The sequence below is a fragment of the Thermomonas sp. XSG genome, from assembly GCF_014678725.1.
In the GTDB taxonomy this organism is placed as follows: Bacteria; Pseudomonadota; Gammaproteobacteria; order Xanthomonadales; family Xanthomonadaceae; genus Thermomonas.
In genome coordinates, this window is the sequence record NZ_CP061497.1 from 403,505 (window position 1) to 428,174 (window position 24,670).

Genomic DNA, 24,670 nt, shown 5'->3' on the forward strand with positions numbered 1-24,670 from the left:
AGATGGATCAATGTTCTTTTAACGGATCAGGGATGACAATGGCGCGCCTGGCCGTTGCGGCCAGCCTCACATTCTCTGGAGCATTCGCAATGAAGTCCCGTCACATCCTGCTCGCCGGTGCGGTTGCGCTGGCCCTCTCCGCCTGCGGCAACTCGTCCGCGCCCGCCGACACCGCCGCCCCGGCCGATGCGGCGCCGGCCGCCGAAGCCCCCGCCGCGGCCCCGGTCGAGGCTGCTCCCGCCGAAGCCGCTCCGGCCGCTGCCAGCACCAAGCCGGCCGTAGTCGAAAACTGCGCCACCACCATCGAATCGAACGACGCGATGCAGTTCAACGCCGACTCGATCACCGTTCCGGCCAGCTGCGCCCAGTTCACCATCAACCTGAAGCACGTCGGCACCATGGCCGCCAACGTCATGGGCCACAACGTGGTGATCGCCAAGGAAGCCGACATGGCCGGCATCGCCGCAGACGGCGCCTCCAACGCCGCCGAGCACGTCAAGGAAGGCGACGCCCGTTCGATCGCCCACACCAAGATCATCGGCGGCGGCGAATCCGCCTCGGTGACCTTCGATGTGGCGAAGATCAAGGACGGCGGCTACAAGTTCTTCTGCAGCTTCCCGGGCCACCTGGCGCTGATGCAGGGCACCATCCAGGTCCAGTAAGCCGCGCCACCCGCGGTCGGGCGGCCCACGCCGCCCGACTGTTGCCGGAATTCCGGGTACCGGCCCGCCCGCGGGCTGGTATCCTTCGCAGGATTGCCCACGGCGCGTCCACGCCGCTCCTGCCAAGGCCAAGATGTCTCCGCTGATCCGCTGGTTCCACCAACTCGGCTCGCCCCCGTACTTCGATCGCTTTGCCGCCCGCTGGACGCCGTGGGCCTGGCTGCTGGGGCTGGTGGCGATGGCCGTGGGCCTGTACGGCGCTTTGTTCCAGGTCCCCGCCGACTACCAGCAGGGCGACAGCTTCCGCATCCTCTACATCCACGTCCCGGCGGCCTGGATGAGCATGGCCATCTTCGGCCTGATGGCGTTCTATTCGGCGATCGCGCTGATCTGGCGGATCAAGCTCTGCGAAATCCTGGCCATGGCCTGCGCGCCCACCGGCGCCGCCTTCACCTTCGTCACCCTGGCCACCGGCTCGATCTGGGGCAAGCCCATGTGGGGCACCTGGTGGGACTGGGATCCGCGCCTGACCACCGAGCTGATCCTGCTGTTCCTGTACCTGGGCGTGATGGGCCTGTACGCGGCCATCGACGACCGCCGCAATGCCGCCCGCGCAGCCGGCCTGCTGGCCATCGTCGGGGTCGCCCTGCTGCCGGTGATCCGCTGGTCCGTGGTGTGGTGGAACTCGCTGCACCAGGGCCAGACCATCCGCGTGTTCGGCGAGTCCAGCATGGACGCCAGCATGATGTGGCCGCTCGTCTGGATGATCGTCGGCACCAAGCTGTGGTTCGTCGGCTCGCTGCTGGCCCGCGCCCGCGCCGACAACCTGCGCCGCGAGGCCGCCAAGGATTGGGTCTCGAAGCTGGCCGCCGGGGAAGCGCGATGAGCTACCGCGAATACGTCATCGCCGCCTACGCGGTATTCGCCGCGATGCTGCTGTGGGACTTCCTGGTGCCGAAGCTGCAGATCCGCGCCGCGCTGCGCGCCGCCAGGCTGCGCGCAGCGCGCCGGCAGGCCGCCCCCCCTCCCGATACCGAACGCCCGCTGTCGCGGGAATGACCAGGACGCCATGCACCCCACCCGCAAACGCCGCCTGCTGTTGATCCTCGCCCTGGTCGCCGTCGCCGGCGTGGCGACCGCGCTGATCGCGATGGCACTGCAGCGCAACGTCGCCTATCTCTACACCCCCCATGAAGTGCTGGGCGGCAGCGCGGGGGACAACGTGCGTAGCGGCGAGGCCCGTTTCCGTCTGGGCGGGATGGTCGCCAAGGGTTCCTTCAAGCGTGCGCCGGGCTCGATGGAGGCGCATTTTGACGTCGACGACGGCGATGCTCGCCTGCCGGTGGTCTATACCGGCATCCTTCCGGACCTGTTCCGCGAGAACCAGTCGGTAGTGGCCACCGGGCGGATGCAGGGCGACGTGTTCGTGGCCGAGGAAGTGCTGGCCAAGCACGACGAGACCTACATGCCCAAGGAAGTGGCCGACAAGATGGGCGCCGCACACAAGAAGCACAACGTGCAGGACAAGACGGCGCTTGCGGAAGGCGCACCGTAATGCTTCCCGAACTCGGCCAGATCGCGCTGCTGCTGGCGCTGCTGGTGGCGGCGCTGCAGGCGCTGCTGCCCCTGCTGGGCGCGCAGCGCGACGTGCCGGTGCTGATGGCGGTAGCGCGGCCTGCGGCCTGGATGCAGCTGCTGCTGGTGGGCCTGGCCTTCGCCATCCTCACCTACGCCTTCGTGGTCAACGACTTCTCGGTGCAATACGTGGCCGAGAACTCCAACTCGCTGTTGCCCACGCTCTACCGCTACACCGCCGTCTGGGGCGCGCACGAGGGCTCGCTGCTGCTGTGGGCGCTGGTGCTGGCGCTGTGGACCGCGGCGGTGGCGCGGTTCTCGAAGGCCCTGCCGCTGCCGGTGGTGGCGCGGGTGCTGGGGGTGATGGGCGTGGTGTCGGTCGGTTTCCTCGCCTTCCTGGTGTTCACCAGCAATCCGTTCACCCGCATCCTGCCGGCGGCCGGCGAGGGCCGCGACCTCAATCCCCTGCTGCAGGACCCGGGGCTGATCGTGCACCCGCCGATGCTGTACGCCGGCTATGTCGGTTTCGCGGTGCCATTCGCCTTCGCCATCGCCGCCCTGCTGGAGCGCCGCATCGACGCCCAGTGGCTGCGCTGGACGCGGCCGTGGACCAACGTGGCCTGGGCCTGCCTGACCCTCGGCATCGCGCTGGGGTCGTGGTGGGCCTACTACGAGCTGGGCTGGGGCGGCTGGTGGTTCTGGGACCCGGTGGAGAACGCCAGCTTCATGCCGTGGCTGGCCGGCGCCGCGCTGCTGCATTCGCAGGCGGTCACCGAAAAGCGCGGCAGCTTCGGCGGCTGGACGCTGCTGCTGGCCATCGCCACCTTCTCGCTGTCGCTGCTGGGCACTTTCCTGGTCCGCTCCGGCGTGCTGACCAGCGTGCATGCGTTCGCCGCCGATCCGGGCCGCGGCCTGTTCGTGCTGATCTTCCTCGGCATCGTGGTCGGCGGTTCGCTGGTGCTGTACGCGCTGCGCGCCCCGGACACCGAGAGCAACGCCAAGCCCTTCGCCGCCGGCTCGCGCGAGACCCTGCTGCTGCTCAACAACCTGCTGCTGACCACCGCCTGCGCGATGGTGCTGCTGGGCACCCTGTATCCGCTGCTGGCCGATACCCTGGACCTGGGCAAGATCTCGGTGGGCCCGCCGTATTTCGCCATCATGTTCACCCTGCTGATGGCGCCGCTGGTGGCGCTGGTGCCGCTGGGCCCGCTGACCCGCTGGCAACGCGAGCAGATGTCCACGCCGCTGCGCCTGCTGCTGCCGTGGGCGGTACTGGCGCTGGTGGCCGGCGTGGTGGCGTTCTTCCTTGCCCCGCAGGGCCAGTGGAAGACCGCCGCCGGCATCCTCGGCGCGGTCTGGGTGGGCGCGGGCACGCTGCGCTTCGTCTGGACCCGCCTGCGTTCCGCCGGTGGCCGCCTGACCCGCGAGATGTGGGGCATGGTGCTGGCCCACCTGGGCATAGCGGTGTTCCTGGTCGGCGCGCTGCTGGTCGAAGGCCTGAACTTGCAGCGCGAGCTGGCGGTGAAGGCCGGCGACACGGTGACGCTGGGCGACTACGCGTTCCGCTTCGACGGCATCGTCGAGACCAATGGCCCGAACTACGTGGCCGACCGCGGCACCGTGCAGGTGCTGCGCGATGGCCATATCGAAGCTACCCTGCATCCCGAGAAGCGCCGCTATCGCGCCGGCGGCCAGGTCATGACCGAATCCGGCATCGCCCGCGGCGTGTTCGGCGATGCCTACGTGGCGATCGGCGAGTCGCTGGGCAACGGCGCGTGGGCGTTGCGCGTCCACGTCAAGCCGTTCGTGCGCTGGATCTGGGCCGGCGCGCTGCTGATGGCGCTGGGCGCGCTGGTCACCGCGTTCGACCGGCGCTTCCGCAGCGTGCGCAAGGATCTCCAATGAAGAAAACCTCCCGCTGGCTGCCGCTGGCCGCCTTCGCCCTGCTTGCCGCGCTGCTGGCGGCAGGCGTGTGGATGAGCCGCAAGCCCAACCGCGATGCCCTGCCCTCGCCGCTGATCGGCAAGCCGGCGCCCGAGTTCGCGCTGCCGGTGCTGCACGACCCCACCTACACGGTGAAGCTGTCCGACCTGCGTGGCCAGCCGTTCCTGATGAACGTCTGGGGCAGCTGGTGCGTGGAATGCCGGGTGGAACACCCGGTGCTGACCAAGTTCGCCGAAACCAAGCGCCTGCGCGTGGTCGGCTACAACTGGAAGGACGAGCCGGCCGATGCGCTGCGCTGGCTGGAGCAGTTCGGCAATCCCTACATGGTGGTGCTGTCCGACGTCGAAGGCCGCACCGCGCTCGACTGGGGCGTGTACGGCGCGCCGGAATCGTTCCTGGTCGACGGCAAGGGCATCGTGCGCTGGAAGCACGTGGGCCCGCTGACCGACGAGCTGATCGCGAAGGAACTGCTGCCGCTGGTCACCAGGATCGAGGCTGAACGATGAGCCGGATCGCGAAAATCCCTGGCCGGGGCAGGATCCGGATTGCCAGCCTGTCCCTCGGCCTCATCCTGGCCTGTGGGCTTGCGCCGCCCGCCTTCGCCCAGGCCAACCAGCAGGCCGACGCCGCCCCGCTGCAGTTCCAGGATGCCGCCGAGGAAGCCCGCTTCCACGCGCTGACCCTGCAGCTGCGCTGCGTGATGTGCCAGAACCAGTCGCTGGCCGACTCCAATGCCCTGATCGCGCTGCAGCTGCGGCGCGAGGTGCTGGAGCTGATGCGCAAGGGCATGAGCGACGCGCAGATCAAGGACTACCTGGTGCAGCGCTACGGCGAATTCGTGCTGTACAAGCCGAAGCTCGAAGGCGGCACCCTGCTGCTGTGGATCGGCCCGGCGGTGGTGCTGCTGGCCGGCGCCGGCGTGGTCGCCGCCATCGTGCGCCGGCGCAAGCCTGCGGCGAACCCGGCCGCCAGCGATGACGGGCAGGAATGGTGATGACCGCTTTCCTCGGTTTTGCCGCGCTGCTGTGCCTGATCGTGCTGGCCACGCTGCTGCGCCCGCTGTGGCGTGATGCGCGCGGCGTGGCGCTGGGCATCGGCCTGATCACCCTGCTTTCCACCGGCCTGCTGTACCGGCTGGTGGGTACCCCGCAGGCACTGGACCCCGCCGCCCGGCAGGCGCCGCGCACCCTGGAGGAAGCGGTGGTCCAGCTCAAGGCCGCGCTGGCCCGCGATCCGCAGCAGGCCGAAGGCTGGGCACTGCTCGGCCAGGCCTACCTGCGCATGGACGATGCCGCCAACGCCCGCGACGCCTTCGCCAAGGCCGTCAGGCTTGCCCCCGACAACGCCGATTTCCTCACCGAAGCCGCGCAGTCGCGCGCCATGGCCAACCCCAGCCGCACCTTCGACGCCGAAGCGCTGGCGCTGCTGGAGGCCGCACTCAAGGCGGACCCCAACCACCAGCGCGCGCGCTGGTTCCTTGGCGTGGCCCAGCGTCAGGCCGGCAAGCATGCGGAGGCCGCCGTCACGTGGGGGCCGCTGCTGACGCAGGTCAGCGCCGACACCGCCACCAGTCTGCGCAAGGAAATCAACGCCGCCCGTGCCGATGCCGGCCTGCCGCCGCTGGCCGAAGCCGCCGCGCAGCCCGCCGCGACCGCCCTGCTGGAGGTGGAAGTGGCGCTGGACAAAGCGTTGGCCGAGCGGGTACGCCTGCGGCCGGATGCCACGGTCTTCGTGATCGCCCGCCAGCCCGGTTCGCCGATGCCGGTGGCCGCGCAGAAGCAGGCGGCCTCGGAACTGCCCTTCAGCACCGCGCTCAGCGATGCCGACAGCCCCATGCCCACCCTCAAGCTGTCGCAGATGCAGGAAGTCGAGCTGGTGGCGCGGCTGTCGGCCAGCGGCGATGCCAGCCGTCAGGAAGGCGACCTGGAGTCCAGACCGGTGCGGGTGAAACTACCGGCCGACAAGCCGGTGCGGCTGGTCATCGGCGCGCAGTAACCGCCGGTTCATGCCGGCATGCCTAAAAGGCATGACCGTCCGCTTCGTCAGGGGGGATGATGGCCTACCGGTCTTCCCCCCGTACCGCCATGGCCGAATTCATCCCCCCCGGCACCCGCTGGTTCGATCTGCCCTCGCCGTTTCCGATGAAGCGCGGCGGCGCCCTGCACGGCGCGCGCCTGGCCTATGAAACCTGGGGCCGGCTGGATGCCGACGGTGGCAACGCCATCCTGGTCCTCACCGGCATGTCGCCGGACGCGCACGCCGCATCCAGCGAAGCCGACCCCGCGCCGGGCTGGTGGGAATGGATGATCGGCCCCGGCAAGCCCATCGACACCCGCCGCTGGTTCGTGGTCTGCGTCAACCCGCTGGGCAGCTGCAAGGGCAGCACCGGGCCGGCTTCGATCAATCCCGGAAGCGGCCAGCCCTATCGCCTGGACTTCCCCGAGCTGTCGATCGAGGACGGCGCCGATGCCTCCGCGGCGCTGGTGCGCGGGTTGGGCATCCAGCGGCTGGCCTGCGTGGTCGGCAATTCGATGGGCGGGATGAGCGCACTGGCGCTGCTGGCACGCCACCCGGGCATCGCCCTCAGCCATGTCAACATCTGCGGCGCGGCGCGCGCGCTGCCGTTCTCCATCGCCATCCGCTCGCTGCAGCGCGAGGCCATCCGCCTCGACCCGCAGTGGAACGACGGCGCCTACGACGATGCCGAGCACTACCCCGAAAACGGCATGCGCATGGCGCGCAAGCTCGGCGTCATCACCTACCGTTCGGCGCTGGAGTGGGACGGCCGCTTCGGCCGGGTGCGGCTGGACTCCGATCGCCGCGAGGGCGAGGACCCGTTCGGACTGGAGTTCGAGGTGGAAAGCTACCTCGAGGCCCACGCGCGCCGCTTCGTGCACAAGTACGACCCCAACTGCTACCTCTACCTCAGCCGCTCGATGGATTGGTTCGACCTCGGCGAGGCGCACGCCGGTGACACCGCGGGCGGTCTGGCCGCCATCGAGGGCGTCTGCCACGCGCTGGTGATCGGGGTCAAGACCGACATCCTGTTCCCGATCCAGCAGCAGGAAGAGATCGCCGCCGGCCTGCGCAACGCCGGCTGCGACACCCGTTTCCTGCCGATGCCGTCGCCGCAGGGCCACGACGCCTTCCTGGTCGACGAGGCGCGCTTCGGCCCCGCTATCGCCGGATTCCTGCGCGCGCTGCCGACCGCAGCCCTGCCCAGCGGCAAGGTGGCCTGAAGCCGCCGCTCGGCTATACTGCGCGCCCGCGCCGGAATGGCGGAATCGGTAGACGCAGCGGACTCAAAATCCGCCGCCCTTAAAAGCGTGTGGGTTCGAGTCCCACTTCCGGCACCAATGCAAGGGTCAGGCTGCGCAGCCTGGCCCTTTTGTTTTGCCGGCGCCCCTTCGAATGCCGCGATACGGGGCGGCGCCGGGCCTCCGGCCCCTGTGCATTAAACTCCGGGGGTGACGCTTTCCAGCCCCAACGCATCCCCCACTCAGATCGCCTTCCCCGGAAGCGCGCGCTTCCACGCCATGCTCGATGCCGCGGTTGCGCTGGGGGAGGTGCATGCCGTCACCGCAGCGCTGCGCGACGCGCTGACTGCGCTGATCGCCGATCCCGGGGTTTGCCTCCCCGACTTCGTGCACGCGCCCGTGGTCGGGCACTACGCGCGGCGCGAGCTTTACCGCAGCCCCGAACACGGCTACAGCGTGGTGGCCATGACCTGGGGCCCCGGGCAAGGCACGCCGCTGCATGACCACGACGGTCGCTGGTGTGTGGAAGGGGTCTGGCAGGGCCAGCTGGACATCGTCCAGTACGAACTGGTGGAACAGGCAGGCGAGCGGTTCCGCTTCCGCGTCGCAGGGCGCAGCAGCGCAGGCCCCGGCAGCGCCGGCAGCCTGATCCCGCCGCACGAGTACCACACCATCCACAATGCAAGCGCTGATGCCATCGCGATCTCGGTGCATGTCTACCAGGCGCCGCTGGAAAGCTGCACGAGCTTCTGCCCACGGGAAGATGGCTGGTTCGTGCGCGAATCCACGCGGCTGGCCATCGACGAAGCTACCTGAGCCGGCAGCCGAATCCACCCACCTCGCTCAGGACTTCGGCGGCACCCGCCCGTCGAGCGTCGCGCGCAGGTGATCGGCCAGCGCCTGCGCCTGTCCGCGCAGCTCCGGAATCGCCAGGCTTTCCCACAGCGTGCCTATCCGCATCGCCCCCAGCACCAGCAGCGTGGGATCGGGTTGACCGCGCGCATCGATCACGCGGCCGGGCTCCTCACTGGCGATGCCGATGCCGTACGGACCCGGCAACACGCGACCGCGCGCGCGCAGGGCGCCCAGCAACGTGTCCGGCTGCAGGTCGATATGGGTTTCGACGCCGGTGGCGTTGACCAGCCAGTCGGCGCGGATCGAACACTCGCCGTCGGCATGCCGCGGCCGGTAGCGGACATCGATGCCGCCGTCTTCCCGCGCCTCGACTGATTGCAGCCGCCCGGCCAGGACTTCCAGCCGAGCGCCCGCCCGCAGCGCCTCCAGCGTGTGCGCGACCTGTGGCGCGATGCGATGCCGATGGATGTCCCAGTAGCGCACCAGATGGCGCAGGAACCGCTCCTGCTCCACATGCGCCAGCGAGCGCCACAGCGCCTGTCCATGCGGCCGCAGGCGATCGAACACCCATTGCCAGGGTTCGCCTGCCGCGGTCGCCGCCTGCGTCCAGGCGCGGATCAGGCGCAGCCGCCCGCGCAGGCCGAGTGCGAGCAGCGCATCGATGGGGGCAGTGTCTGTCCCGCCGGACTCGGCATGCGCCAGCGGCATCAGGCCATGGCGCGACAACACCCGGATGCGGCCGCGATGTCCACCGTGGACCAGGCTGAGCACCGCGTCCACCATGCTCAATCCGGAGCCGATGATGCAGACGTCCGCCTCGGCGGGAATGGCGGCCACGCCCTCGTAATCCCAGGCATCGGCCAGGCGCACGGCGCCGTGCAGCCGCGCGGCGGGAATGCGGCGCGATGCATTGCCCACCGCCAGCACAACCGCACGGGCCGCCAGGGTCGCGCCGGACGCAAGTGTCAGCAGGTTGTCGCCATCGCGGCGTTCGATATCGGTCACCCGTTCGCGCAGCCATTGCAGCGCAGGGTGGCGCGGCTGCGCGCACAGGGTCTCGCGCAGGTAGCGGCCGTATTCGCGGCGCGGCGCAAAGCTGGTCGACAGCGCCTCGGCCGTGCCGGCATCGCCGCCGGACAGGAAGCGCACGAAATGCCCCGGGTCTTCGGCGAACGCACTCATCCGGCCGGCGGTGACGTTCAGCAGGTGCGCGGGCTGCCCGGTGGCGTAGGCGGCGCCGCGGGCCAGTTCGGCGGCGGGCTCGATGATGGCGACGCGCAAGCGGCAGGCGGGATCGGCCAGCAGGCGGGTGGCGACCAGCACGCCGGCGGCGCCGCCACCAACGATGGCGACATCGACGCCGGAAAGCCCGGCGGATTCAGGGGTCATGGGCAAGCGACAGGAGCTCCGGAACCGGCATTGTAGTTGCCGGGACCGCGGCGCCACAGGCCGTCATCCACGGGTCATCCCGGCGACACCGGCCGGTCACCGCCGTCGCCGACGCTGTGCCGCGACCAGCCCGTGCTGGCGGAGTCGCCCATGCGCTACGGCATCGTTACCGAAACCTATCCGCCCGAAGTCAACGGCGTGGCGCTGACCGTGCAGGGGCTGGAACAGGGCCTACGTCAGCGCGGCCACACAGTGGCGATGGTGCGCCCGCGACAGGATGGCGAAGCCGATCCTCCTGCCGACACGCTGCTGGTGCGCGGCGCCGCCCTGCCCCGCTACCCCGGCCTGAAGTTTGGCCTGCCGGCCACCCGCCTGCTGCATGCGCACTGGCGGCAGGCGCGTCCGGATGCGATCTACGTGGCCACCGAGGGCCCGCTGGGCTGGTCGGCGCTGCGCGCCGCGCGCAGGCTCGGCATCCCGGCCGCCACCGGCTTCCATACCCGCTTCGACGACTACGTGCGCAGCTATGGCGCCCCGTGGCTGGAAGGCACGGCGCTGCGCTGGATGCGGCATTTCCATAACGGCGCGCAGGCCACCCTGGTGCCGACGCGCGAATTGCAGCGATTCCTGCAGGCACAGCGGTTCCGCAACGTGGTCCAACTGCCGCGCGCGGTGGACACGGCGGCGTTCCATCCCGATCACCGCGATGAAACGCTGCGCCGCCCCTGGGGCCTGGATCCGCACGCGCTGGCGGTGATCCACGTCGGCCGCATCGCCCCGGAGAAGAACCTGCCGCTGGCGGTGCGCGCGTTCCGCGAACTGCAGCGGGTGCGCCCGGAAGCGCGTTTCGTCTGGGTCGGCGACGGCCCCGCGCGCGAGGCCCTGCAGCGCGAGAACCCGGACTTCATCTTCTGTGGCATCCAGCGCGGCGAAGCACTGGGGCGGCATTTCGCCAGCGGCGACCTGTTCCTGTTCCCAAGCCGCAGCGAAACCTTCGGCAACGTGACCCTGGAAGCGCTGGCCAGCGGCGTGCCGGTGGTGGCCTTCGACTATGGCGCCGCACGCGAATTCCTGCGCGACGGCGTCCACGGCGCGGCGGTGGCCCTGCACGACGATGCCGGATTCCTGGCCGCCGCCCTGCGCCTGGCCGGCGACGATGCGCTGCATGCGCGCATGCGCCCGGCCTGCCGCGACGCGGTGGCGGGGCTGCGCCCGGCGCGGGTGGCCGAGGCCTTCGACCACCTCCTGCGATCGCTGGCCATCCGGAGCACCCACCATGCCGCAACCGCCGTCTCCTGAGCGACCACTGTCGGTGGAACACGGCTGGTGCCTGCGCGCCAATGCGCTGTGCGCGCGCCGCCTGCCGTTCCGCTATTTCGCCACCGTCAGCCGGCTCGGCGATGGCGTGTTCTGGTATGCGCTGATGGGGCTGCTGGTGACGCTGGAAGGGCTGGATGGCCTGCGCGCCTCGCTGCATCTGGCCGCCACCGGCTGCGTCGCCCTGCTGCTGTACCGGCGGCTGAAGCGCTGGACCCGCCGTCCGCGTCCGTTTGCCAGTGACCTGCGCATCCGTGCCTGGGTGGCGCCGCTGGACGAGTTCAGCTTCCCGTCCGGGCATACCCTGCACGCGGTCGCCTTCAGCGTGGTGGCGGTGGCGCACTACCCGGTGCTGGCCTGGCTGCTGGTGCCGTTCACTGCCAGCGTCGCCGTCTCCCGCGTCGTGTTGGGCCTGCACTACCCCAGTGACGTACTGGCCGCCACCGGCATCGGTGGCGCGCTGGCGGCGGCATCGCTGTGGCTGGCGAGGGCGATCGAACTGGCACCGCAGTAGGCTCGCTGCAACGCCGTGCACCGGTGCCGGCGGAGCCGCCGTTACAATCGGGGCCTGCCCAGGGAGCCCGCATGAACCTCGATCTTTCCGGCAAACACGCGCTGGTCTGCGGCGCCTCCGAAGGCATCGGCCGCGCCGCCGCGACGGAACTGGCGCAACTCGGCGCCAGCGTCACCCTGCTCGCGCGCCGCGCTGACGTGCTGGGCGGGATCGCCGCGGTGCTGCCACGCACGCAGGGGCAAGCGCATGGCTGCCTCGTCGCCGATGTCGCCGACACCGATGCGCTGCGCGACGCCGTGGCCGCACTGGCGGCGCGCACGCCGGTGCACATCCTGATCAACAACACCGGTGGCCCGCCCGGCGGCCCGGCGCACAGCGCCTCCATCGATGCTTACCTCGATGCCTTCCGTAAACACCTGGTCGCCAACCAGACGCTTGTGCAGGCGCTGCTGCCGGGCATGCGCGCCGCGCGCTGGGGCCGCATCGTCAACGTGATCTCGACCTCGGTGTACGAACCGATCCCCAACCTTGGCGTCTCCAACACCATCCGCGGCGCGGTCGCCAGCTGGGCCAAGACCCTCTCGCGCGAACTCGGCGGAGATGGCATCACGGTCAACAACGTCCTGCCCGGCTACACCCGCACGCGCCGGCTGGAGCAGATCCTCGCCGACCGCAGCGCGGCGTCGGGAAAGTCCCAGGACGAGGTGGCGCAGGCGATGCTGGCCACCGTGCCCGCCGGCCGCTTTGCCGAAGCGGAGGAACCCGGCGGGGTGATCGCCTTCCTGTGCAGCCCCGCCGCGGGATACGTCAACGGCCAGTCCATCGCGGTGGACGGCGGCCGCATGCAGTCGATCTGAGCCGATGCCCGAAGGCCCGGAAATCCGCCGCGCCGCCGACCGTCTGGCCGCGGCGGTGGCCGGGCAGACCGTGCTGCGGGCGCAGTTCGCGTTCGCGCAGCTGCAGCGTTTCGAACGCGAATTGGTGGGCAGCCGCATCCTCTCCATCACCCCGCGCGGCAAGGCGCTGCTGACCGCCTTCGACAACGGCTGGACGCTGTACACCCATAACCAGCTGTACGGCGTGTGGAAGGTGGCACGGCCGGGCCAGCGCCCGGACACCACGCGCAGCCTGCGGGTGGCACTGGAAACGGCCAGTGCGGCGATCCTGCTGTATTCGGCCTCCGACATCGAACTGTGGCGCAGCGACGAGATCGAGGCGCATCCGTTCCTGCAGGGGCTGGGGCCGGACGTGCTGGATCCGGCGCTCGATGTGGAGGCCGTCGCCACGCGCCTGCAGTCGCCGGCCTTCCGCGGCCGTGCGCTCGGCTCGCTGCTGCTGGACCAGGGCTTCCTTGCCGGGATGGGCAACTACCTGCGCGCGGAGGTGCTGTTCGATGCCGGCCTGCATCCGGCCTCGCGCCCGCGCGAACTGGATGCAGCGCAGACCACCCTGTTGGCGCAGGCGCTGCTGGCGATCCCGCGCCACAGCTACGCCACCCGCGGCATCGAGCCCACGAAGGGCATGCGCGCCGACTACCTGGCGCACGAAGGCGAGCGCTTCCGCTTCCACGCATTCAAGCGCGAGGGCCAGCCCTGCGAGCGCTGCGGTACGCCGATCGTTCGCATCGCCAGCCAGTCGCGGCCGCTGTTCCTGTGTCCGCATTGCCAGCCGGGACATCCATCACAGTAAACTGGCGGGATGCGACGGTTCGGACATGTCATCGGCGCGGCGCGCGGAGAAGCGACCAGCACCCGCTGGCAACCGGTATTCGACCCCGCACATGCGCAACCGTATGCACAGGTCGCCGATGGCGATGCCGCCGATGTAGATGCGGCGGTCGCTGCCGCCGAAGCCGCAGCACCGGTCTGGGCCGCGCTGCGCCCTAGCGAGCGCGCGCGCCATCTGGAACGGTTGGCCGATGCGCTGGAAGCCCAGCTCGATGCGTTCGCCCATGCCGAAGCCATCGATGCCGGCAAGCCGCTGGCGCTGGCGCGCGACATCGAGATCCCGCGGGCGATCGCAAACCTGCGCTTCTTCGCCCACGCCGCCACCCAGTTCGCCAGCGAATCCCACCATGGCGAAGCCGGCCTGAACTACACCCTGCGCCTGCCGCTGGGCGTGGTGGGCTGCATCAGCCCGTGGAACCTGCCGCTGTACCTGTTCACCTGGAAGATCGCGCCGGCGCTGGCTGCCGGCAACGCGGTGGTGGCCAAGCCTTCGGAAATCACCCCCGCCACCGCCACCCTGCTCTGCCAGCTGGCGCTGGATGTCGGCCTGCCGCCGGGCGTGCTCAACCTCGTCCATGGCGCCGGGCCGAACGTCGGCGAGGCGCTGGTGTCGCATCCGCGGATCAAGGCGATCTCGTTCACCGGCAGCACCGCGGTGGGCCGCCGCATTGCCGGCATTGCCGGGCCGCTGTTGAAGAAGGTCTCGCTGGAACTCGGCGGCAAGAACGCCACGCTGGTGTTTGCCGACAGTGACTGGCGCGCCAACCTCGACACGCTGGTGCGAAGCGCGTTCCAGAACAGCGGACAGATCTGTCTGTGCGGTTCGCGACTGCTGGTCGAACGCGGCATCTATGACGAGTTCCGCGATGTCTTCGTCGAACGCGCCAGCGCGCTTCGGCTTGGCCCGCCGCTGGAGCCAGACACCCGGCTCGGTCCGATGGTGTCGCAGGCACATTTCGACAAGGTGCTGGGTTGCATCGAGCGCGCACGCAGCGAAGGCGGCCGGGTACTGTGCGGCGGCGAGGCGCTGGACCACCCCGGCTGGTTCATCGCCCCCACCGTGATCGAAGCCTTGGGCCCGGACTGCGCGACCAACCGCGAGGAGATCTTCGGCCCGGTGGTGACGCTGCAACCCTTCGACGACGATGCCGAGGCGCTGGCGCTGGCCAACGCCTCCGACTATGGCCTGTCCGCCAGCGTGTGGACCCGCGACCTGGTCCGTGCACACGGCATGGCCGCGCAGCTGCGCACCGGCATCGTCTGGATCAACAGTTGGTTGATGCGCGACCTGCGCACGCCGTTCGGCGGCAGCCAGGCGTCCGGCCTCGGCCGCGAAGGCGGGCTGGAAGCACTGCGCTTCTTCACTGAACCACGCAACGTCGGCATCGCCCTGCCCCCATTCCCCCCACAAGACACGCCATGAAAAAGCAACTCGACACCTTGCTGCGCAACAACCAGGAATGGGCGGATCGCGTGACCCGCGAAGACCCCACCTTCTTCGAACGCCTGTCGAAACAGCAGGCCCCGGAGTACCTGTGGATCGGCTGTTCGGATTCGCGGGTGCCAGCCAACCAGATCATGGGGCTGGCACCGGGCGAGGTGTTCGTCCACCGCAACATCGCCAACGTGATGGTCCATACAGATCTCAACTGCATGTCCACCATCCAGTTCGCGGTGGACGTGCTCAAGGTGCGCCACATCCTGGTGGTGGGGCACTACGGCTGCGGCGGCGTCGGCGCGGCCCTGCACGGCACCCGGCTCGGCCTGGCCGACAACTGGATCCGCCACGTCGGCGACATCGCCCAGAAGCATGCGGCGCTGATCGGGCAGATTCCGGACGAGCAGCGCCATGATGCGCTGTGCGAGCTCAACGCGATCGAGCAGGCCGAGAACGTCTGCCTGACCACCGTGGTGCAGGACGCCTGGACACGCGGCCAGCAGCTGGCCGTGCACGGCTGGGTCTACAGCCTCGCCGACGGCAAGGTGCGCGAACTGGGCATGGACGTGGACGCGCGTGACGCGCTGGAACCCGTGTATGCCGGGGCGATCGCCGGCGTCGGCGGGCGCCGCGGGATCGCCAGGTGACGGCCACCAGCATCCAGGCGGCCGGCGCCCCCAAGGCCGTGGGCCACTACCCGCATGCGCGCCGGGCCGGCGGCCTGCTGTTCCTGTCCGGCATCGGCCCGCGCAATCCCATCGACGACTCCATCCCAGGCAACGATTACTTCGCCGACGGGCGGGTGCGGCGCTACGACATCGATGCGCAGGTGCGCGCGGTGCTGGCCAACGTGCGCGCCGTGCTGGAAGCCAGCGGCGCGCGCTGGGAGGATCTGGTCGACGTGACCGTCTATCTCACCGACATGGCCCGGGATTTCAAGGCTTACAACGCGGTCTGGGCCGAGCACTTCCCGGATCCGGCCAGCGCGCCCTGCCGCACCACGATCGGCATCACCGCGCTGCCCACGCCGATCGCCATCGAACTCAAGTGCATCGCCCGCATCGAGGACTGACGCCATGTTGCCCGCCGCCTTCAACCTGCACGCCTGGATCGAGGAGCACCGCCACCTGCTGCAGCCGCCGGTGGGCAACAAGTGCATCGTCCAGGACGACTTCATCGTGATGGTGGTCGGCGGGCCGAACGCGCGCACCGACTACCACTACGAGGAAGGGCCCGAGTGGTTCTTCCAGCTGGAAGGCGAGATGGTGCTGCGCGTGCAGGAGGACTTCGACGGCGAGCGCGGCACCCCGCGCGACATCCCGATCCGGGCCGGCGAGATCTTCTACCTGCCGCCGCGGGTACCGCATTCGCCGCAGCGCATGGCCGACTCGGTGGGGCTGGTGATCGAACGCAAGCGCCTGCCGCACGAGGACGATGCGCTGATGTGGTTCTGCGTGGCCTGCAACCACCGGCTGTACGCGGACTTCTTCCATCTGGTCGACATCGAACAGGACTTCCTGCGGGTGTTCGAGAAGTTCTACCGCGACGACCACCTGCGCACCTGCAGGCAGTGCGGCACCCTCAACCCGCGGCCGGGACGCTACGAACAGCCGGCGGAATAGGCCCGGGAGCGCACTTCCGCGGGGCGCGCACGGGCGTCGGCGACGCAAAGAAAAAGCGGGCGCAAGGCCCGCTTTTTCATGTCCGGCATTTGCAGCGGCGATTACTCGCCGGTGCCCTCGCCTTCGGTCACGGCCTTGATCGACAGGCGGATGCGGCCCTGCTTGTCGACTTCCAGCACCTTGACCTTGACCATGTCGCCTTCCTTCAGCACGTCGGACACCTTTTCCACGCGCTCGCTGGAGATCTGCGAGACGTGGACCAGGCCGTCCTTGCCGGGGGCGATGGTCACGAATGCGCCGAAGTCCATGATCTTGGCGACCTTGCCTTCGTAGATCCGGCCCGGCTCGACGTCCGAGGTGATCTGCTCGATGCGCGACTTGGCGGCCTGGCCGGCGGCGGCGTTCACCGAGGCGATGGTGATGGTGCCGTCGTCCTGGATGTCGATCTGGGTGCCGGTTTCCTTGGTGATCGCCTGGATCACCGAGCCGCCCTTGCCGATCACTTCGCGGATCTTGTCCGGATGGATCTTGATGGTCAGCAGGCGCGGCGCGAACTCGGACAGCTCACCGCGCGGCGCGGTCAGCGCATTGGCCATTTCGCCGAGGATGTGCAGGCGGCCGGCCTTGGCCTGCGCCAGCGCCACCTTCATGATCTCCTCGGTGATGCCTTGGATCTTGATGTCCATCTGCAGGGCCGAGATGCCGTTGCTGGTGCCGGCGACCTTGAAGTCCATGTCGCCGAGGTGGTCCTCGTCGCCCAGGATGTCGGACAGGACGACGAAGTTGTCGCCTTCCTTGACCAGGCCCATGGCGATACCCGCCACCGGCGCCTTCACCGGCACGCCCGCGTCCATCAGCGCCAGCGAGGAACCGCAGACCGAGGCCATCGAGGAGGAGCCGTTCGACTCGGTGATTTCCGAGACCACGCGGATGGTGTACGGGAATGCCTCCATGGTCGGCATCACCGCCAGCACGCCGCGCTTGGCAAGGCGGCCGTGGCCGATCTCGCGGCGCTTCGGACCCATCATGCGGCCGGCTTCGCCCACCGAGTAGGGGGGGAAGTTGTAGTGGAACAGGAAGTGTTCCTTGTACTCGCCGGCGACGGCGTCGATGACCTGGCCGTCACGGGCCGTGCCGAGGGTGACAGCAACGATCGCCTGGGTTTCGCCGCGGGTGAACAGCGAGGAACCGTGGACGCGCGGCAGCACGCCGACCTTGGAAGTGATCGGGCGCACCGTGTCCAGCGCACGGCCGTCGATGCGGACCTTGGTCTCCAGCACCGAGCCACGCATGGTCTGGTATTCCAGCTCGCCGAACTCCTTCGACATCTCGCCGGCGCTCCAGCCCGCTTCCTCGGCGCGACCGGCCAGGGCCTGCATCACGTCCTTCTTGATCGCGGAGATGGCGTCGCGGCGCTGCAGCTTGTCACGCACCTGGAACGCCTCGACCAGCTGGTTGCCCACCGCTTCCTTCAGCGCGTTGACCAGCGCCTCGTTGCGGGCCGGCGCCTTCCAGTCCCACGGCTTGGTGCCGGCGGCGGTGACCAGTTCGTTGATCGTGTTGATGGCCACCTGCATGTGCTTGTGGCCGAACATCACCGCGCCCAGCATCACGTCTTCGGACAGCTCGGCGGCTTCCGACTCGACCATCAGCACGGCGTCGCTGGTGCCGGCGACCACGAGCTCAAGCTGGGATTCCTTCAGCTCGCTGACGGTCGGGTTGAGCAGGTACTGGCCACCCTTGTAGCCGACCTTGGCCGCGCCGATCGGGCCCTGGAACGGGGCGCCGGTCAGGGCCACGGCGGCGGAGCAGCCGATCAGCGCCAGAATGTCGCCGTCCACTTCCGGGTTCAGCGACATCACCGTAGCGATGACCTGCACTTCGTTCCTGAATTCTTCCGGGAACAGCGGACGGATCGGGCGATCGATCAGGCGGCTGGTCAGGGTTTCCTTCTCGGTGGCGCGACCTTCGCGCTTGAAGAAGCCACCCGGGATGCGGCCACCGGCGTAGAACTTCTCCTGGTAGTCAACGGTCAGCGGGAAGAAATCCTGCCCTTCGCGCTGGGTCTTGGCCGCCACGGCGGTGCACAGCACCACGGTGCCGTCGCACGACACCATCACCGCGCCGCCAGCCTGGCGCGCGATCTCGCCGGTTTCGAGGGTGACGGTCTGGTTGCCGTACTGGAAGGTCTTGCTGATCTTCGCCACTTGGGAATCCTTGGTTTGACTGGTTCATCGACGCAGGCAAGCCCCGCTTGCTGCGCTGCATCGCGCCATGCGATGCGGATATGCGGACTGGCCGCGACCGGGTGGAACGGGTACTGCAGAAACGAACCGCGGCGCATTCCTGCGCCGCGGTGGGGGTTCTCTTAGCGACGCAGGCCGAGCTTGCCGATCAGCGCCTTGTAGCGTTCCGCATCCTTCTGGTGCAGGTAGTCGAGCAGGCTGCGACGACGGTTGACCATCATCAGCAGGCCGCGGCGGCTGTGGTGGTCCTGCTTGTGGGCCTTGAAGTGCTCGGTGAGCTGCTCGATGCGGGCGGTCAGCAGGGCGACCTGGACTTCGGTGGAGCCGGTGTCGTTGTCGCCGCGCTTGTGTTCGTTGATGACTTTCTGGGTATCGATGGACATGGTTGCCTCGTAGTCGCGTGGCCGGCAGGAACGGGCGGAAAGAGCATCGCCCGCACCGCACGGCTCGCCGTGATGATGCGGATGGAAAGGAGATTTGCCCGGATGAGCAGCGGAAGTATAGCCCGCGCGGGCAGTCACGGGCAATGCGGCGCGTCGACCTGCCCTGCGGCCTCGGCGGCCCAGCGGAACAGCCGGGCCGGGTGGAGCCCGCCCTCGGCGTCGACGTCGCCAAGGCCCAGCCCTCGCCCCTGCTCGTCCAGGATTGCCACCTGCCGGCCGCGCGGCGGATACGGGCCGCGCAGGCCCTGCCCGCGGCCCAGCCGCTGCGCCTGTGCCGCGTTGACCCGCACTTCCGGCCACGAAGCCATGCCGGCCTCGACCGGCAGCAGGCATGCATCGAGCAGGCGCTCCCCGGCCTGCTCGCGCAGTTCCTCCAGTGCCGCCAGCGTCCACATCCGCGGCTCGCGGAACGGATCCACCCACAGCCGGCGCAGCTGCGCCACGTGGGCACCGCAGCCCAGCAGTTCGCCGAGGTCGCGCACCAGGCTGCGCACATAGGTGCCGGAACCGCATTCCACATGCAGCCGCAGGTTGGGCGAGGCGCCATTCTCCAGCTGGCCATCCAGCAGATCGGCGGCATTGAGCAGGTCAAAGGCGTGGACGTCGACCTCGCGCGGCTCCACCTCGATCACCTCGCCGCGTCTGGCCTTGGCGTAGAGCGGCTCGCCGCCGCGCTTGAGCGCCGAATAGATCGGCGGCCGCTGCTGGATGCGCCCGGTGAAGGTCCGCAGCGCCGCGTCGATGGCGTCGATGGTGAGCGGCGGCACCGGGCGCTCGCGCAGCACCTGGCCATCGGCATCGTCGGTATCGGTGACCACGCCCAGCCGGGCAATGGTTTCGTACGCCTTGCGCGCACCCAGCAATCCGCCCGCGATCTTCGTCGCCTCGCCGAAGCAGACCGGTAACAGCCCTGTGGCCAGCGGGTCCAGGCTGCCGGTGTGGCCGCCCTTCTCGGCGCGGAACAGGTGGCGCACGCGCTGCAGGGCCTGGTTGGACGACAGGCCCTGCGGCTTGTCCAGCAGCAGGATGCCGTCCAGGCGGCGGAACACGGTGCGCGGACGGCGCTCGCGCGGGTTATTCGGCGTCGCCACTGCCGTGCAGATCGGGCAGGTCGCGCAGCAGGTTGTCGATGCGTTCGCCGCGATCCACCGATTCGTCGTAGTGGAAATGCAGCTCCGGCACGTGCCGCATCTTCACCGCACGCGCCAGCTGGTAGCGGATCTCCGGGGCCAGCGCCTTCAGCGCCTTGACCGTCGCCGCCGCCCGGTCAGCCTGCAGCACCGTTACGAACACCTTGGCGTGCGCCATGTCGCGCGTCACTTCGACGTCGGACACGCTGGACGAGGCCAGACCGTGCTCGCGCACGGCGGCGTGCACCAGCGTGCCCAGCTCACGACGGAGCTGGGCTGAGACACGGTCGGTGCGATGGAAGGATTTCTGCGCCATGGGGGAAGACACGCCTTACAGCGTGCGCTGCACCTCGATGCGCTCGAAGCATTCGATCTGGTCGCCCGGCTTGACGTCGTTGTACGCCTTCACGCCGATGCCACACTCGGTGTTGACGCGGACTTCGTCCACGTTCTCCTTGAAGCGGCGCAGCGATTCCAGCTCGCCCTCGAACACCACCACGCTGTCGCGCAGCACGCGGATCGGCTTGGACTTCTTGACCACGCCCTCAACCACCATGCAGCCGGCGACCGCGCCGAACTTGGAGCTGCGGAACACGTCGCGGACCTCGGCGATGCCGATGATCTCCTCGCGGATCTCCTTGCCCAGCACGCCGGAAGCGATCTGCTTCACCTGATCGATGACGTCGTAGATGATCGAGAAGTAGCGCAGGTCGACACCATTGCCTTCGATGACCTTGCGTGCGGACGCATCGGCGCGCACGTTGAAGCCGATCACGGTGGCCTTCGAGGTCATCGCCAGCTGGGCGTCGGACTCGGTGATGCCGCCGACGCCGGAGCCGATCACGTTGATCCGGATCTGCTCGTTGGACAGGGCGGTCAGGGCCTCGCGCAGGGCCTGCATGGTGCCATGCACGTCGGCCTTGACCACCAGATTGAGGGACAGCTGCGCCGCACCCTCGCCCATCTGGGCCATGATGTCTTCCATGCGGTTGCCCGCGGAAGCCACCAGCCGCATCTCGCGACGCTTGGTGTCGCGCTGCTGCGCCACGTCCTTGGCGAGGCGCTCGTCGGCGACGACCACGAAATCATCGCCCGCCTCCGGCACGCCGGACAGGCCGAGGATCTGCACCGGGATCGACGGACCGGCGCTGGGCACCTGACTGCCGGTCTCGTCGAACAGCGCGCGCACGCGGCCGTACTGGATGCCGCAGACGAGGTAATCGCCCTTGGCCAGCTGGCCCTGCTGCACCAGCACCGTGGCGACCGGACCACGGCCCTTGTCCAGCGCGGATTCGATGACCACGCCGGTGGCGCGGCCTTCCGGCACCGCCTGCAGGTCGAGCACTTCGGCCTGCAGGCTGATCGCATCGAGCAGGTCGTCCACGCCCAGGCCGGTCTTGGCCGAGAGCTCCACCATCTGCACGTCGCCGCCAAAGTCCTCGGCCACCACATCGTGCGCCAGCAGGTCGTTCTTGACCCGCGACGGATCGGCGTCGGACTTGTCGATCTTGTTGATGGCGACGATCAGCGGCACCTTCGCCGCCTTCGCATGCTGGATCGCCTCGATGGTCTGCGGCATCACGCCGTCGTCCGCCGCGACCACCAGGATCACGATGTCGGTCAGCCTGGCGCCGCGCTGCCGCATGTGGGTGAACGCCGCATGGCCGGGGGTATCGAGGAAGCTGATCACGCCCTTCGGCGTGGTCACGTGGTAGGCGCCGATGTGCTGGGTGATGCCGCCAGCCTCGCCGGTGGCGACCTTGGTGCGGCGGATGTAGTCCAGCAGCGAGGTCTTGCCGTGGTCGACGTGGCCCATGATGGTGACCACCGGCGGACGCGGGGCCTTGTCGCCCTGCACTTCCTCCGCGTGCGCCAGCAGCTCGGACTCGGCGTCGCCTGCGTCGGCATGCACGGCCTTGTGGCCGAGTTCCTCGGTGACCAGCACCGCGGTGTCGTGGTCGATGGTCTGGGTGATGGTGGCCATCACGCCCATCTTGAACAGCGTCTTCACCACCTCGCCGCCCTTCAGGGCCAGCTTCTGGGCGAGATCGCCGACGGTGATCGCGTCGCCGATGGCGATTTCGCGCACCACCGGCGCGGTCGGCTTGTTGAAGCCGGTACCCGTGCGCGACTGGTCCAGCGAGCGCTTGGCCGGCTTGCCGCGGCCACGCGGCGCATTGCTGCGGCGCGCGCGATCGGACGGGGACAGGTGCAGCTGGCCGGCGAACCGCGCGGTGCTGTCGTCGTCCTCGACGCCGGTCTGCATGACATGCGAGCCACGATGCACGGGCTTGCCCTTGACATGGGCGGCGGCCTTGTCCGCTTCGCGCACCGGCGCGGCGGGCTTGGGTGCATGGCCGTGGCCGTGGCCATGTCCCTTGGCCTTGCCGGTTTCTTCCAGCGCGACTTCCGCCGCGGCGGTGGCTTCAGCGGCGGCGCGTTCGGCCGCCTCCTGCTCGCGGCGGCGGATCTCCGCCAGCTCCTCGGCCCGCTGGCGGTCCTTTTCGGCCAGCGCCTGCTGCTCAGCCAGGTTGCGCGCGCGGGATTCCTCCAGCTTGCGCATCGCGTCGGCGCGCTCGGCGTCCAGCTTTTCGTTCGCGCTCAGCGGCCGGCCTTCGCCCGGCTTCAGGGTGATCTTCTTGCGGGTCACCACCTCGACGGTGCTGGCACTGCGGCCGGCCTTGCCGCCGCCGCCCACGGTGATCTCCTGCTTGCGGCTGCGGCTCAGGGTGATCTTGCCCGGCGCGATGACTTCCTCGGCCGGCTTGTCAGCCTTGCCGTGCGCGCGGCGCAGGAAGCCGTGCAGCTTGAGTTTCTCGGCGCTGGTGATGACCTGGTCGGGACCACTGAACTTCATGCCGGCCTCGGCCAGCTGTTCCAGCAGTTTATCGACCGGCGTGTTCACCAGTTCGGCCAGCTTGCGGATGGTGGTTTGCTGCGACATTCGGTTTCCGGTGTCTTTGGCCGCCACGCGGGCGACCGAATCTGTGGATTGTAGGGCGGGCCCGGGCCCACCGGCCAATCAGGCAGCGCGGGCCGGGGCCAGCGCTGTGCCAGGCATCATTCGAACCAGTGCTTGCGCGCTTCCATGATCAGCACCGCGGCGCGCTCCTCGCCCATGCCTTCGATGTCGGCGATCTCGTCGGTAGCCGCCTCGGCCAGGTCCTCGCGGGTGCGCACGCCGCGCTCGGCCAGCGCGTAGGCGGTGGTTTCGTCCATTCCCTCGAGCGAAAGCAGGTCCTCGGCAGGCTGGTGCTCTTCCAGGCTCTCCTCGGCGGCCAGCGCCTCGTTGAGCAGGGCGTCGCGGGCGCGCGAACGCAGTTCCTCGACGATGTCCTCGTCGAAGCCCTCGACGGCCAGCAGTTCGGCCATCGGCACGTAGGCGACTTCCTCGACGGTGCTGAAGCCCTCGCTGACCAGGATGCCGGCGATCTCCTCGTCCACTTCCAGCTTGTCCATGAACAGCTGGCGGGCGGCCGCCTGCTCGGCCTCGGACTTGGCCTGCACCTGGTCGGCGGTCATCACGTTGAGCTGCCAGCCGGTCAGGCGGCTGGCCAGGCGCACGTTCTGGCCACCGCGGCCAATTGCTTTCGCGAGGTTTTCCTCGGCGACCGCAAGGTCCATCGAGTGCTTGTCCTCGTCGACGATGATCGACTGCACCTCGGCCGGCGCCATCGCGTTGATGACGAACTGGGCGGGGTTGTCGCTCCACAGGATGATGTCCACGCGCTCGCCGTTGAGCTCGTTGGTCACCGCCTGCACGCGCGAACCGCGCATGCCGATGCAGGCGCCGATCGGATCGGTGCGATTGTCGTGCGCGAGCACGGCGATCTTGGCGCGATCACCCGGATCGCGGGCGCAGCCCATGATCGAGACCAGGCCCTGGCCGACTTCCGGCACCTCGAGCTTGAACAGCTCGATCATGAATTCGGGCGCAGCGCGGCTGATGAACAGCTGCGGGCCGCGCGGCTCGCTGCGCACGTCGAACAGGTAACCGCGCACGCGGTCGCCGGTGCGCAGCACGTCGCGCGGGATGCCCTTGTCCTTGGAGATGATCGCCTCGGCGTTGCCGCCCAGGTCGACATAGACGTTGCCGCGCTCGACGCGCTTGACCACGCCGGTGACCAGCTCGCCCACGCGGTCCTTCCACGCATCGACTACCTGCTGGCGCTCGGCCTCGCGCACGCGCTGCACGATCACCTGCTTGGCGGCCTGCGCGGCGATGCGGCCGAATTCCGGGTTCTCGATCTGCTCCTCGATGTAGTCGCCGACTTCGACTTCGTCGCTCTCGTCCAGCGCGTCCATCAGGCGCACCTGGCGGTCCGGGGATTCCATCACCACGTCGTCGGCCACCACTTCCCAGCGGCGGAACGTCTCGTAGCTGCCGTCCTTGGGATCGATCTGCACGCGCACCAGCACGTCCTGCTCGACGTAGCGCTTCTTCGCGGCCGAGGCCAGCGCGGCTTCGATGGCCTCGAGGATCACCGATTCCGGCACGCCCTTCTCAGCCGCGACCGCATCGACGACCAGCAACAGTTCCTTGCTCATGCC

The 24,670-nt window shown here is 69.2% G+C and carries 25 protein-coding genes and 1 tRNA gene; 19 read left to right on the forward strand and 7 right to left on the reverse strand.

Features of this window, described 5'->3' with window-relative positions; translation table 11 throughout:
• Positions 1-89: 89 nt before the first annotated feature.
• The 11 genes from azu to ICG51_RS01880 all read left to right on the forward strand — a co-directional run bounded on the left by azu (position 90) and on the right by ICG51_RS01880 (position 8,254).
• Positions 90-662, forward strand: coding sequence for an azurin (gene azu / locus ICG51_RS01830; RefSeq protein ID WP_190281300.1), 573 nt, complete (start codon positions 90-92; stop codon positions 660-662).
• Positions 663-795: 133 nt separating this feature from the next.
• A complete protein-coding gene (locus tag ICG51_RS01835) occupies positions 796-1,548 on the forward strand; it encodes a heme ABC transporter permease (protein ID WP_190281302.1) in 753 nt (250 codons plus the stop codon).
• On the forward strand, positions 1,545-1,721 hold the full coding sequence (ccmD, locus tag ICG51_RS01840) for a heme exporter protein CcmD (RefSeq protein ID WP_190281304.1): 177 nt from the start codon (positions 1,545-1,547) through the stop codon (positions 1,719-1,721). Before ICG51_RS01835 ends, ccmD begins: the two co-directional genes overlap by 4 nt.
• 10 nt (positions 1,722-1,731) lie before the next feature.
• Complete coding sequence (gene ccmE, locus ICG51_RS01845; protein WP_190281306.1) at positions 1,732-2,217, forward strand: cytochrome c maturation protein CcmE; 486 nt, start codon at positions 1,732-1,734, stop codon at positions 2,215-2,217.
• Positions 2,217-4,142 carry a heme lyase CcmF/NrfE family subunit gene (locus ICG51_RS01850; RefSeq protein ID WP_190281308.1) on the forward strand — a complete coding sequence of 642 codons (1,926 nt, stop codon included), beginning with the start codon at positions 2,217-2,219 and terminating at the stop codon, positions 4,140-4,142. Before ccmE ends, ICG51_RS01850 begins: the two co-directional genes overlap by 1 nt.
• Positions 4,139-4,687 carry a DsbE family thiol:disulfide interchange protein gene (locus ICG51_RS01855; RefSeq protein ID WP_190281310.1) on the forward strand — a complete coding sequence of 183 codons (549 nt, stop codon included), beginning with the start codon at positions 4,139-4,141 and terminating at the stop codon, positions 4,685-4,687. Before ICG51_RS01850 ends, ICG51_RS01855 begins: the two co-directional genes overlap by 4 nt.
• Positions 4,684-5,175 (forward strand): cytochrome c-type biogenesis protein, encoded by a 492-nt coding sequence (locus tag ICG51_RS01860; protein WP_190281312.1) that lies wholly within the window; start codon positions 4,684-4,686, stop codon positions 5,173-5,175. The genes ICG51_RS01855 and ICG51_RS01860 overlap by 4 nt, the downstream gene beginning before the upstream one ends.
• The gene (locus tag ICG51_RS01865) at positions 5,175-6,176 is read left to right on the forward strand and encodes a tetratricopeptide repeat protein (protein WP_223809491.1); all 1,002 of its coding nucleotides are present in this window, start codon (positions 5,175-5,177) and stop codon (positions 6,174-6,176) included. The genes ICG51_RS01860 and ICG51_RS01865 overlap by 1 nt, the downstream gene beginning before the upstream one ends.
• Before the next feature lie 89 nt (positions 6,177-6,265).
• Positions 6,266-7,420 (forward strand): homoserine O-acetyltransferase, encoded by a 1,155-nt coding sequence (locus ICG51_RS01870; RefSeq protein WP_190281316.1) that lies wholly within the window; start codon positions 6,266-6,268, stop codon positions 7,418-7,420.
• Between the two features lie 30 nt (positions 7,421-7,450).
• Positions 7,451-7,537, forward strand: a tRNA-Leu gene (locus ICG51_RS01875).
• Between the two features lie 180 nt (positions 7,538-7,717).
• Positions 7,718-8,254 carry a cysteine dioxygenase family protein gene (locus tag ICG51_RS01880; protein WP_190281318.1) on the forward strand — a complete coding sequence of 179 codons (537 nt, stop codon included), beginning with the start codon at positions 7,718-7,720 and terminating at the stop codon, positions 8,252-8,254.
• A 27-nt stretch (positions 8,255-8,281) separates the two neighbouring features.
• Here ICG51_RS01880 and ICG51_RS01885 read toward each other — a convergent pair whose 3' ends face one another.
• Entirely contained in the window at positions 8,282-9,682 is a 1,401-nt protein-coding gene (locus ICG51_RS01885; RefSeq protein ID WP_190281319.1) for an FAD/NAD(P)-binding protein, read from the reverse strand.
• A 150-nt stretch (positions 9,683-9,832) separates the two neighbouring features.
• On the opposite strand from ICG51_RS01885, the gene ICG51_RS01890 reads away from it, so the two are divergent.
• The 8 genes from ICG51_RS01890 to ICG51_RS01925 all read left to right on the forward strand — a co-directional run bounded on the left by ICG51_RS01890 (position 9,833) and on the right by ICG51_RS01925 (position 16,300).
• Complete coding sequence (locus ICG51_RS01890) at positions 9,833-10,981, forward strand: glycosyltransferase family 1 protein (protein WP_190281321.1); 1,149 nt, start codon at positions 9,833-9,835, stop codon at positions 10,979-10,981.
• Positions 10,959-11,513, forward strand: coding sequence for a phosphatase PAP2 family protein (locus tag ICG51_RS01895; protein ID WP_190281323.1), 555 nt, complete (start codon positions 10,959-10,961; stop codon positions 11,511-11,513). The genes ICG51_RS01890 and ICG51_RS01895 overlap by 23 nt, the downstream gene beginning before the upstream one ends.
• 71 nt (positions 11,514-11,584) lie before the next feature.
• Positions 11,585-12,370, forward strand: a complete 786-nt coding sequence (locus tag ICG51_RS01900) for an SDR family oxidoreductase (RefSeq protein ID WP_190281325.1) — start codon at positions 11,585-11,587, stop codon at positions 12,368-12,370.
• Positions 12,371-12,374: 4 nt separating this feature from the next.
• Positions 12,375-13,202, forward strand: coding sequence for an endonuclease VIII (gene nei / locus ICG51_RS01905; RefSeq protein WP_190281327.1), 828 nt, complete (start codon positions 12,375-12,377; stop codon positions 13,200-13,202).
• 9 nt (positions 13,203-13,211) lie between these two features.
• Positions 13,212-14,663 carry an aldehyde dehydrogenase gene (locus ICG51_RS01910; RefSeq protein WP_190281329.1) on the forward strand — a complete coding sequence of 484 codons (1,452 nt, stop codon included), beginning with the start codon at positions 13,212-13,214 and terminating at the stop codon, positions 14,661-14,663.
• Positions 14,660-15,325 (forward strand): carbonate dehydratase, encoded by a 666-nt coding sequence (gene can, locus ICG51_RS01915; RefSeq protein ID WP_190281331.1) that lies wholly within the window; start codon positions 14,660-14,662, stop codon positions 15,323-15,325. Before ICG51_RS01910 ends, can begins: the two co-directional genes overlap by 4 nt.
• Positions 15,322-15,750 (forward strand): RidA family protein, encoded by a 429-nt coding sequence (locus ICG51_RS01920; RefSeq protein ID WP_190281333.1) that lies wholly within the window; start codon positions 15,322-15,324, stop codon positions 15,748-15,750. Before can ends, ICG51_RS01920 begins: the two co-directional genes overlap by 4 nt.
• A gap of 4 nt (positions 15,751-15,754) precedes the next feature.
• Positions 15,755-16,300 carry a 3-hydroxyanthranilate 3,4-dioxygenase gene (locus tag ICG51_RS01925; protein ID WP_190281335.1) on the forward strand — a complete coding sequence of 182 codons (546 nt, stop codon included), beginning with the start codon at positions 15,755-15,757 and terminating at the stop codon, positions 16,298-16,300.
• 101 nt (positions 16,301-16,401) lie between these two features.
• Here the strand turns inward: ICG51_RS01925 and pnp are convergent, their stop codons facing one another.
• The 6 genes from pnp to nusA all read right to left on the reverse strand — a co-directional run bounded on the left by pnp (position 16,402) and on the right by nusA (position 24,667).
• The gene (gene pnp / locus ICG51_RS01930) at positions 16,402-18,507 is read right to left on the reverse strand and encodes a polyribonucleotide nucleotidyltransferase (RefSeq protein WP_190281336.1); all 2,106 of its coding nucleotides are present in this window, start codon (positions 18,505-18,507) and stop codon (positions 16,402-16,404) included.
• Positions 18,508-18,668: 161 nt separating this feature from the next.
• Entirely contained in the window at positions 18,669-18,929 is a 261-nt protein-coding gene (gene rpsO, locus ICG51_RS01935; protein ID WP_190281338.1) for a 30S ribosomal protein S15, read from the reverse strand.
• A gap of 134 nt (positions 18,930-19,063) precedes the next feature.
• Positions 19,064-20,080: a tRNA pseudouridine(55) synthase TruB gene (gene truB / locus ICG51_RS01940; RefSeq protein ID WP_190281340.1), complete on the reverse strand. Its 1,017-nt coding sequence runs from the start codon at positions 20,078-20,080 to the stop codon at positions 19,064-19,066.
• The gene (rbfA, locus tag ICG51_RS01945; protein WP_190281342.1) at positions 20,064-20,435 is read right to left on the reverse strand and encodes a 30S ribosome-binding factor RbfA; all 372 of its coding nucleotides are present in this window, start codon (positions 20,433-20,435) and stop codon (positions 20,064-20,066) included. Before rbfA ends, truB begins: the two co-directional genes overlap by 17 nt.
• A 15-nt stretch (positions 20,436-20,450) precedes the next feature.
• Positions 20,451-23,063 carry a translation initiation factor IF-2 gene (infB, locus tag ICG51_RS01950; protein WP_190281343.1) on the reverse strand — a complete coding sequence of 871 codons (2,613 nt, stop codon included), beginning with the start codon at positions 23,061-23,063 and terminating at the stop codon, positions 20,451-20,453.
• Positions 23,064-23,179: 116 nt separating this feature from the next.
• Positions 23,180-24,667 (reverse strand): transcription termination factor NusA, encoded by a 1,488-nt coding sequence (gene nusA, locus ICG51_RS01955; protein ID WP_190281345.1) that lies wholly within the window; start codon positions 24,665-24,667, stop codon positions 23,180-23,182.
• Positions 24,668-24,670: the final 3 nt, after the last annotated feature.

Coding starts and splice junctions, on each gene's coding strand:
- azu (WP_190281300.1), top strand. CDS start 90: ATGAAGTCCCGTCACATCCTGCTCGCCGGTGCGGTTGCGCTGGCCCTC.
- ICG51_RS01835 (WP_190281302.1), top strand. CDS start 796: ATGTCTCCGCTGATCCGCTGGTTCCACCAACTCGGCTCGCCCCCGTAC.
- ccmD (WP_190281304.1), top strand. CDS start 1,545: ATGAGCTACCGCGAATACGTCATCGCCGCCTACGCGGTATTCGCCGCG.
- ccmE (WP_190281306.1), top strand. CDS start 1,732: ATGCACCCCACCCGCAAACGCCGCCTGCTGTTGATCCTCGCCCTGGTC.
- ICG51_RS01850 (WP_190281308.1), top strand. CDS start 2,217: ATGCTTCCCGAACTCGGCCAGATCGCGCTGCTGCTGGCGCTGCTGGTG.
- ICG51_RS01855 (WP_190281310.1), top strand. CDS start 4,139: ATGAAGAAAACCTCCCGCTGGCTGCCGCTGGCCGCCTTCGCCCTGCTT.
- ICG51_RS01860 (WP_190281312.1), top strand. CDS start 4,684: ATGAGCCGGATCGCGAAAATCCCTGGCCGGGGCAGGATCCGGATTGCC.
- ICG51_RS01865 (WP_223809491.1), top strand. CDS start 5,175: ATGACCGCTTTCCTCGGTTTTGCCGCGCTGCTGTGCCTGATCGTGCTG.
- ICG51_RS01870 (WP_190281316.1), top strand. CDS start 6,266: ATGGCCGAATTCATCCCCCCCGGCACCCGCTGGTTCGATCTGCCCTCG.
- ICG51_RS01880 (WP_190281318.1), top strand. CDS start 7,718: ATGCTCGATGCCGCGGTTGCGCTGGGGGAGGTGCATGCCGTCACCGCA.
- ICG51_RS01885 (WP_190281319.1), bottom strand. CDS start 9,682: ATGACCCCTGAATCCGCCGGGCTTTCCGGCGTCGATGTCGCCATCGTT.
- ICG51_RS01890 (WP_190281321.1), top strand. CDS start 9,833: ATGCGCTACGGCATCGTTACCGAAACCTATCCGCCCGAAGTCAACGGC.
- ICG51_RS01895 (WP_190281323.1), top strand. CDS start 10,959: ATGCCGCAACCGCCGTCTCCTGAGCGACCACTGTCGGTGGAACACGGC.
- ICG51_RS01900 (WP_190281325.1), top strand. CDS start 11,585: ATGAACCTCGATCTTTCCGGCAAACACGCGCTGGTCTGCGGCGCCTCC.
- nei (WP_190281327.1), top strand. CDS start 12,375: ATGCCCGAAGGCCCGGAAATCCGCCGCGCCGCCGACCGTCTGGCCGCG.
- ICG51_RS01910 (WP_190281329.1), top strand. CDS start 13,212: ATGCGACGGTTCGGACATGTCATCGGCGCGGCGCGCGGAGAAGCGACC.
- can (WP_190281331.1), top strand. CDS start 14,660: ATGAAAAAGCAACTCGACACCTTGCTGCGCAACAACCAGGAATGGGCG.
- ICG51_RS01925 (WP_190281335.1), top strand. CDS start 15,755: ATGTTGCCCGCCGCCTTCAACCTGCACGCCTGGATCGAGGAGCACCGC.
- rpsO (WP_190281338.1), bottom strand. CDS start 18,929: ATGTCCATCGATACCCAGAAAGTCATCAACGAACACAAGCGCGGCGAC.
- rbfA (WP_190281342.1), bottom strand. CDS start 20,435: ATGGCGCAGAAATCCTTCCATCGCACCGACCGTGTCTCAGCCCAGCTC.
- infB (WP_190281343.1), bottom strand. CDS start 23,063: ATGTCGCAGCAAACCACCATCCGCAAGCTGGCCGAACTGGTGAACACG.
- nusA (WP_190281345.1), bottom strand. CDS start 24,667: ATGAGCAAGGAACTGTTGCTGGTCGTCGATGCGGTCGCGGCTGAGAAG.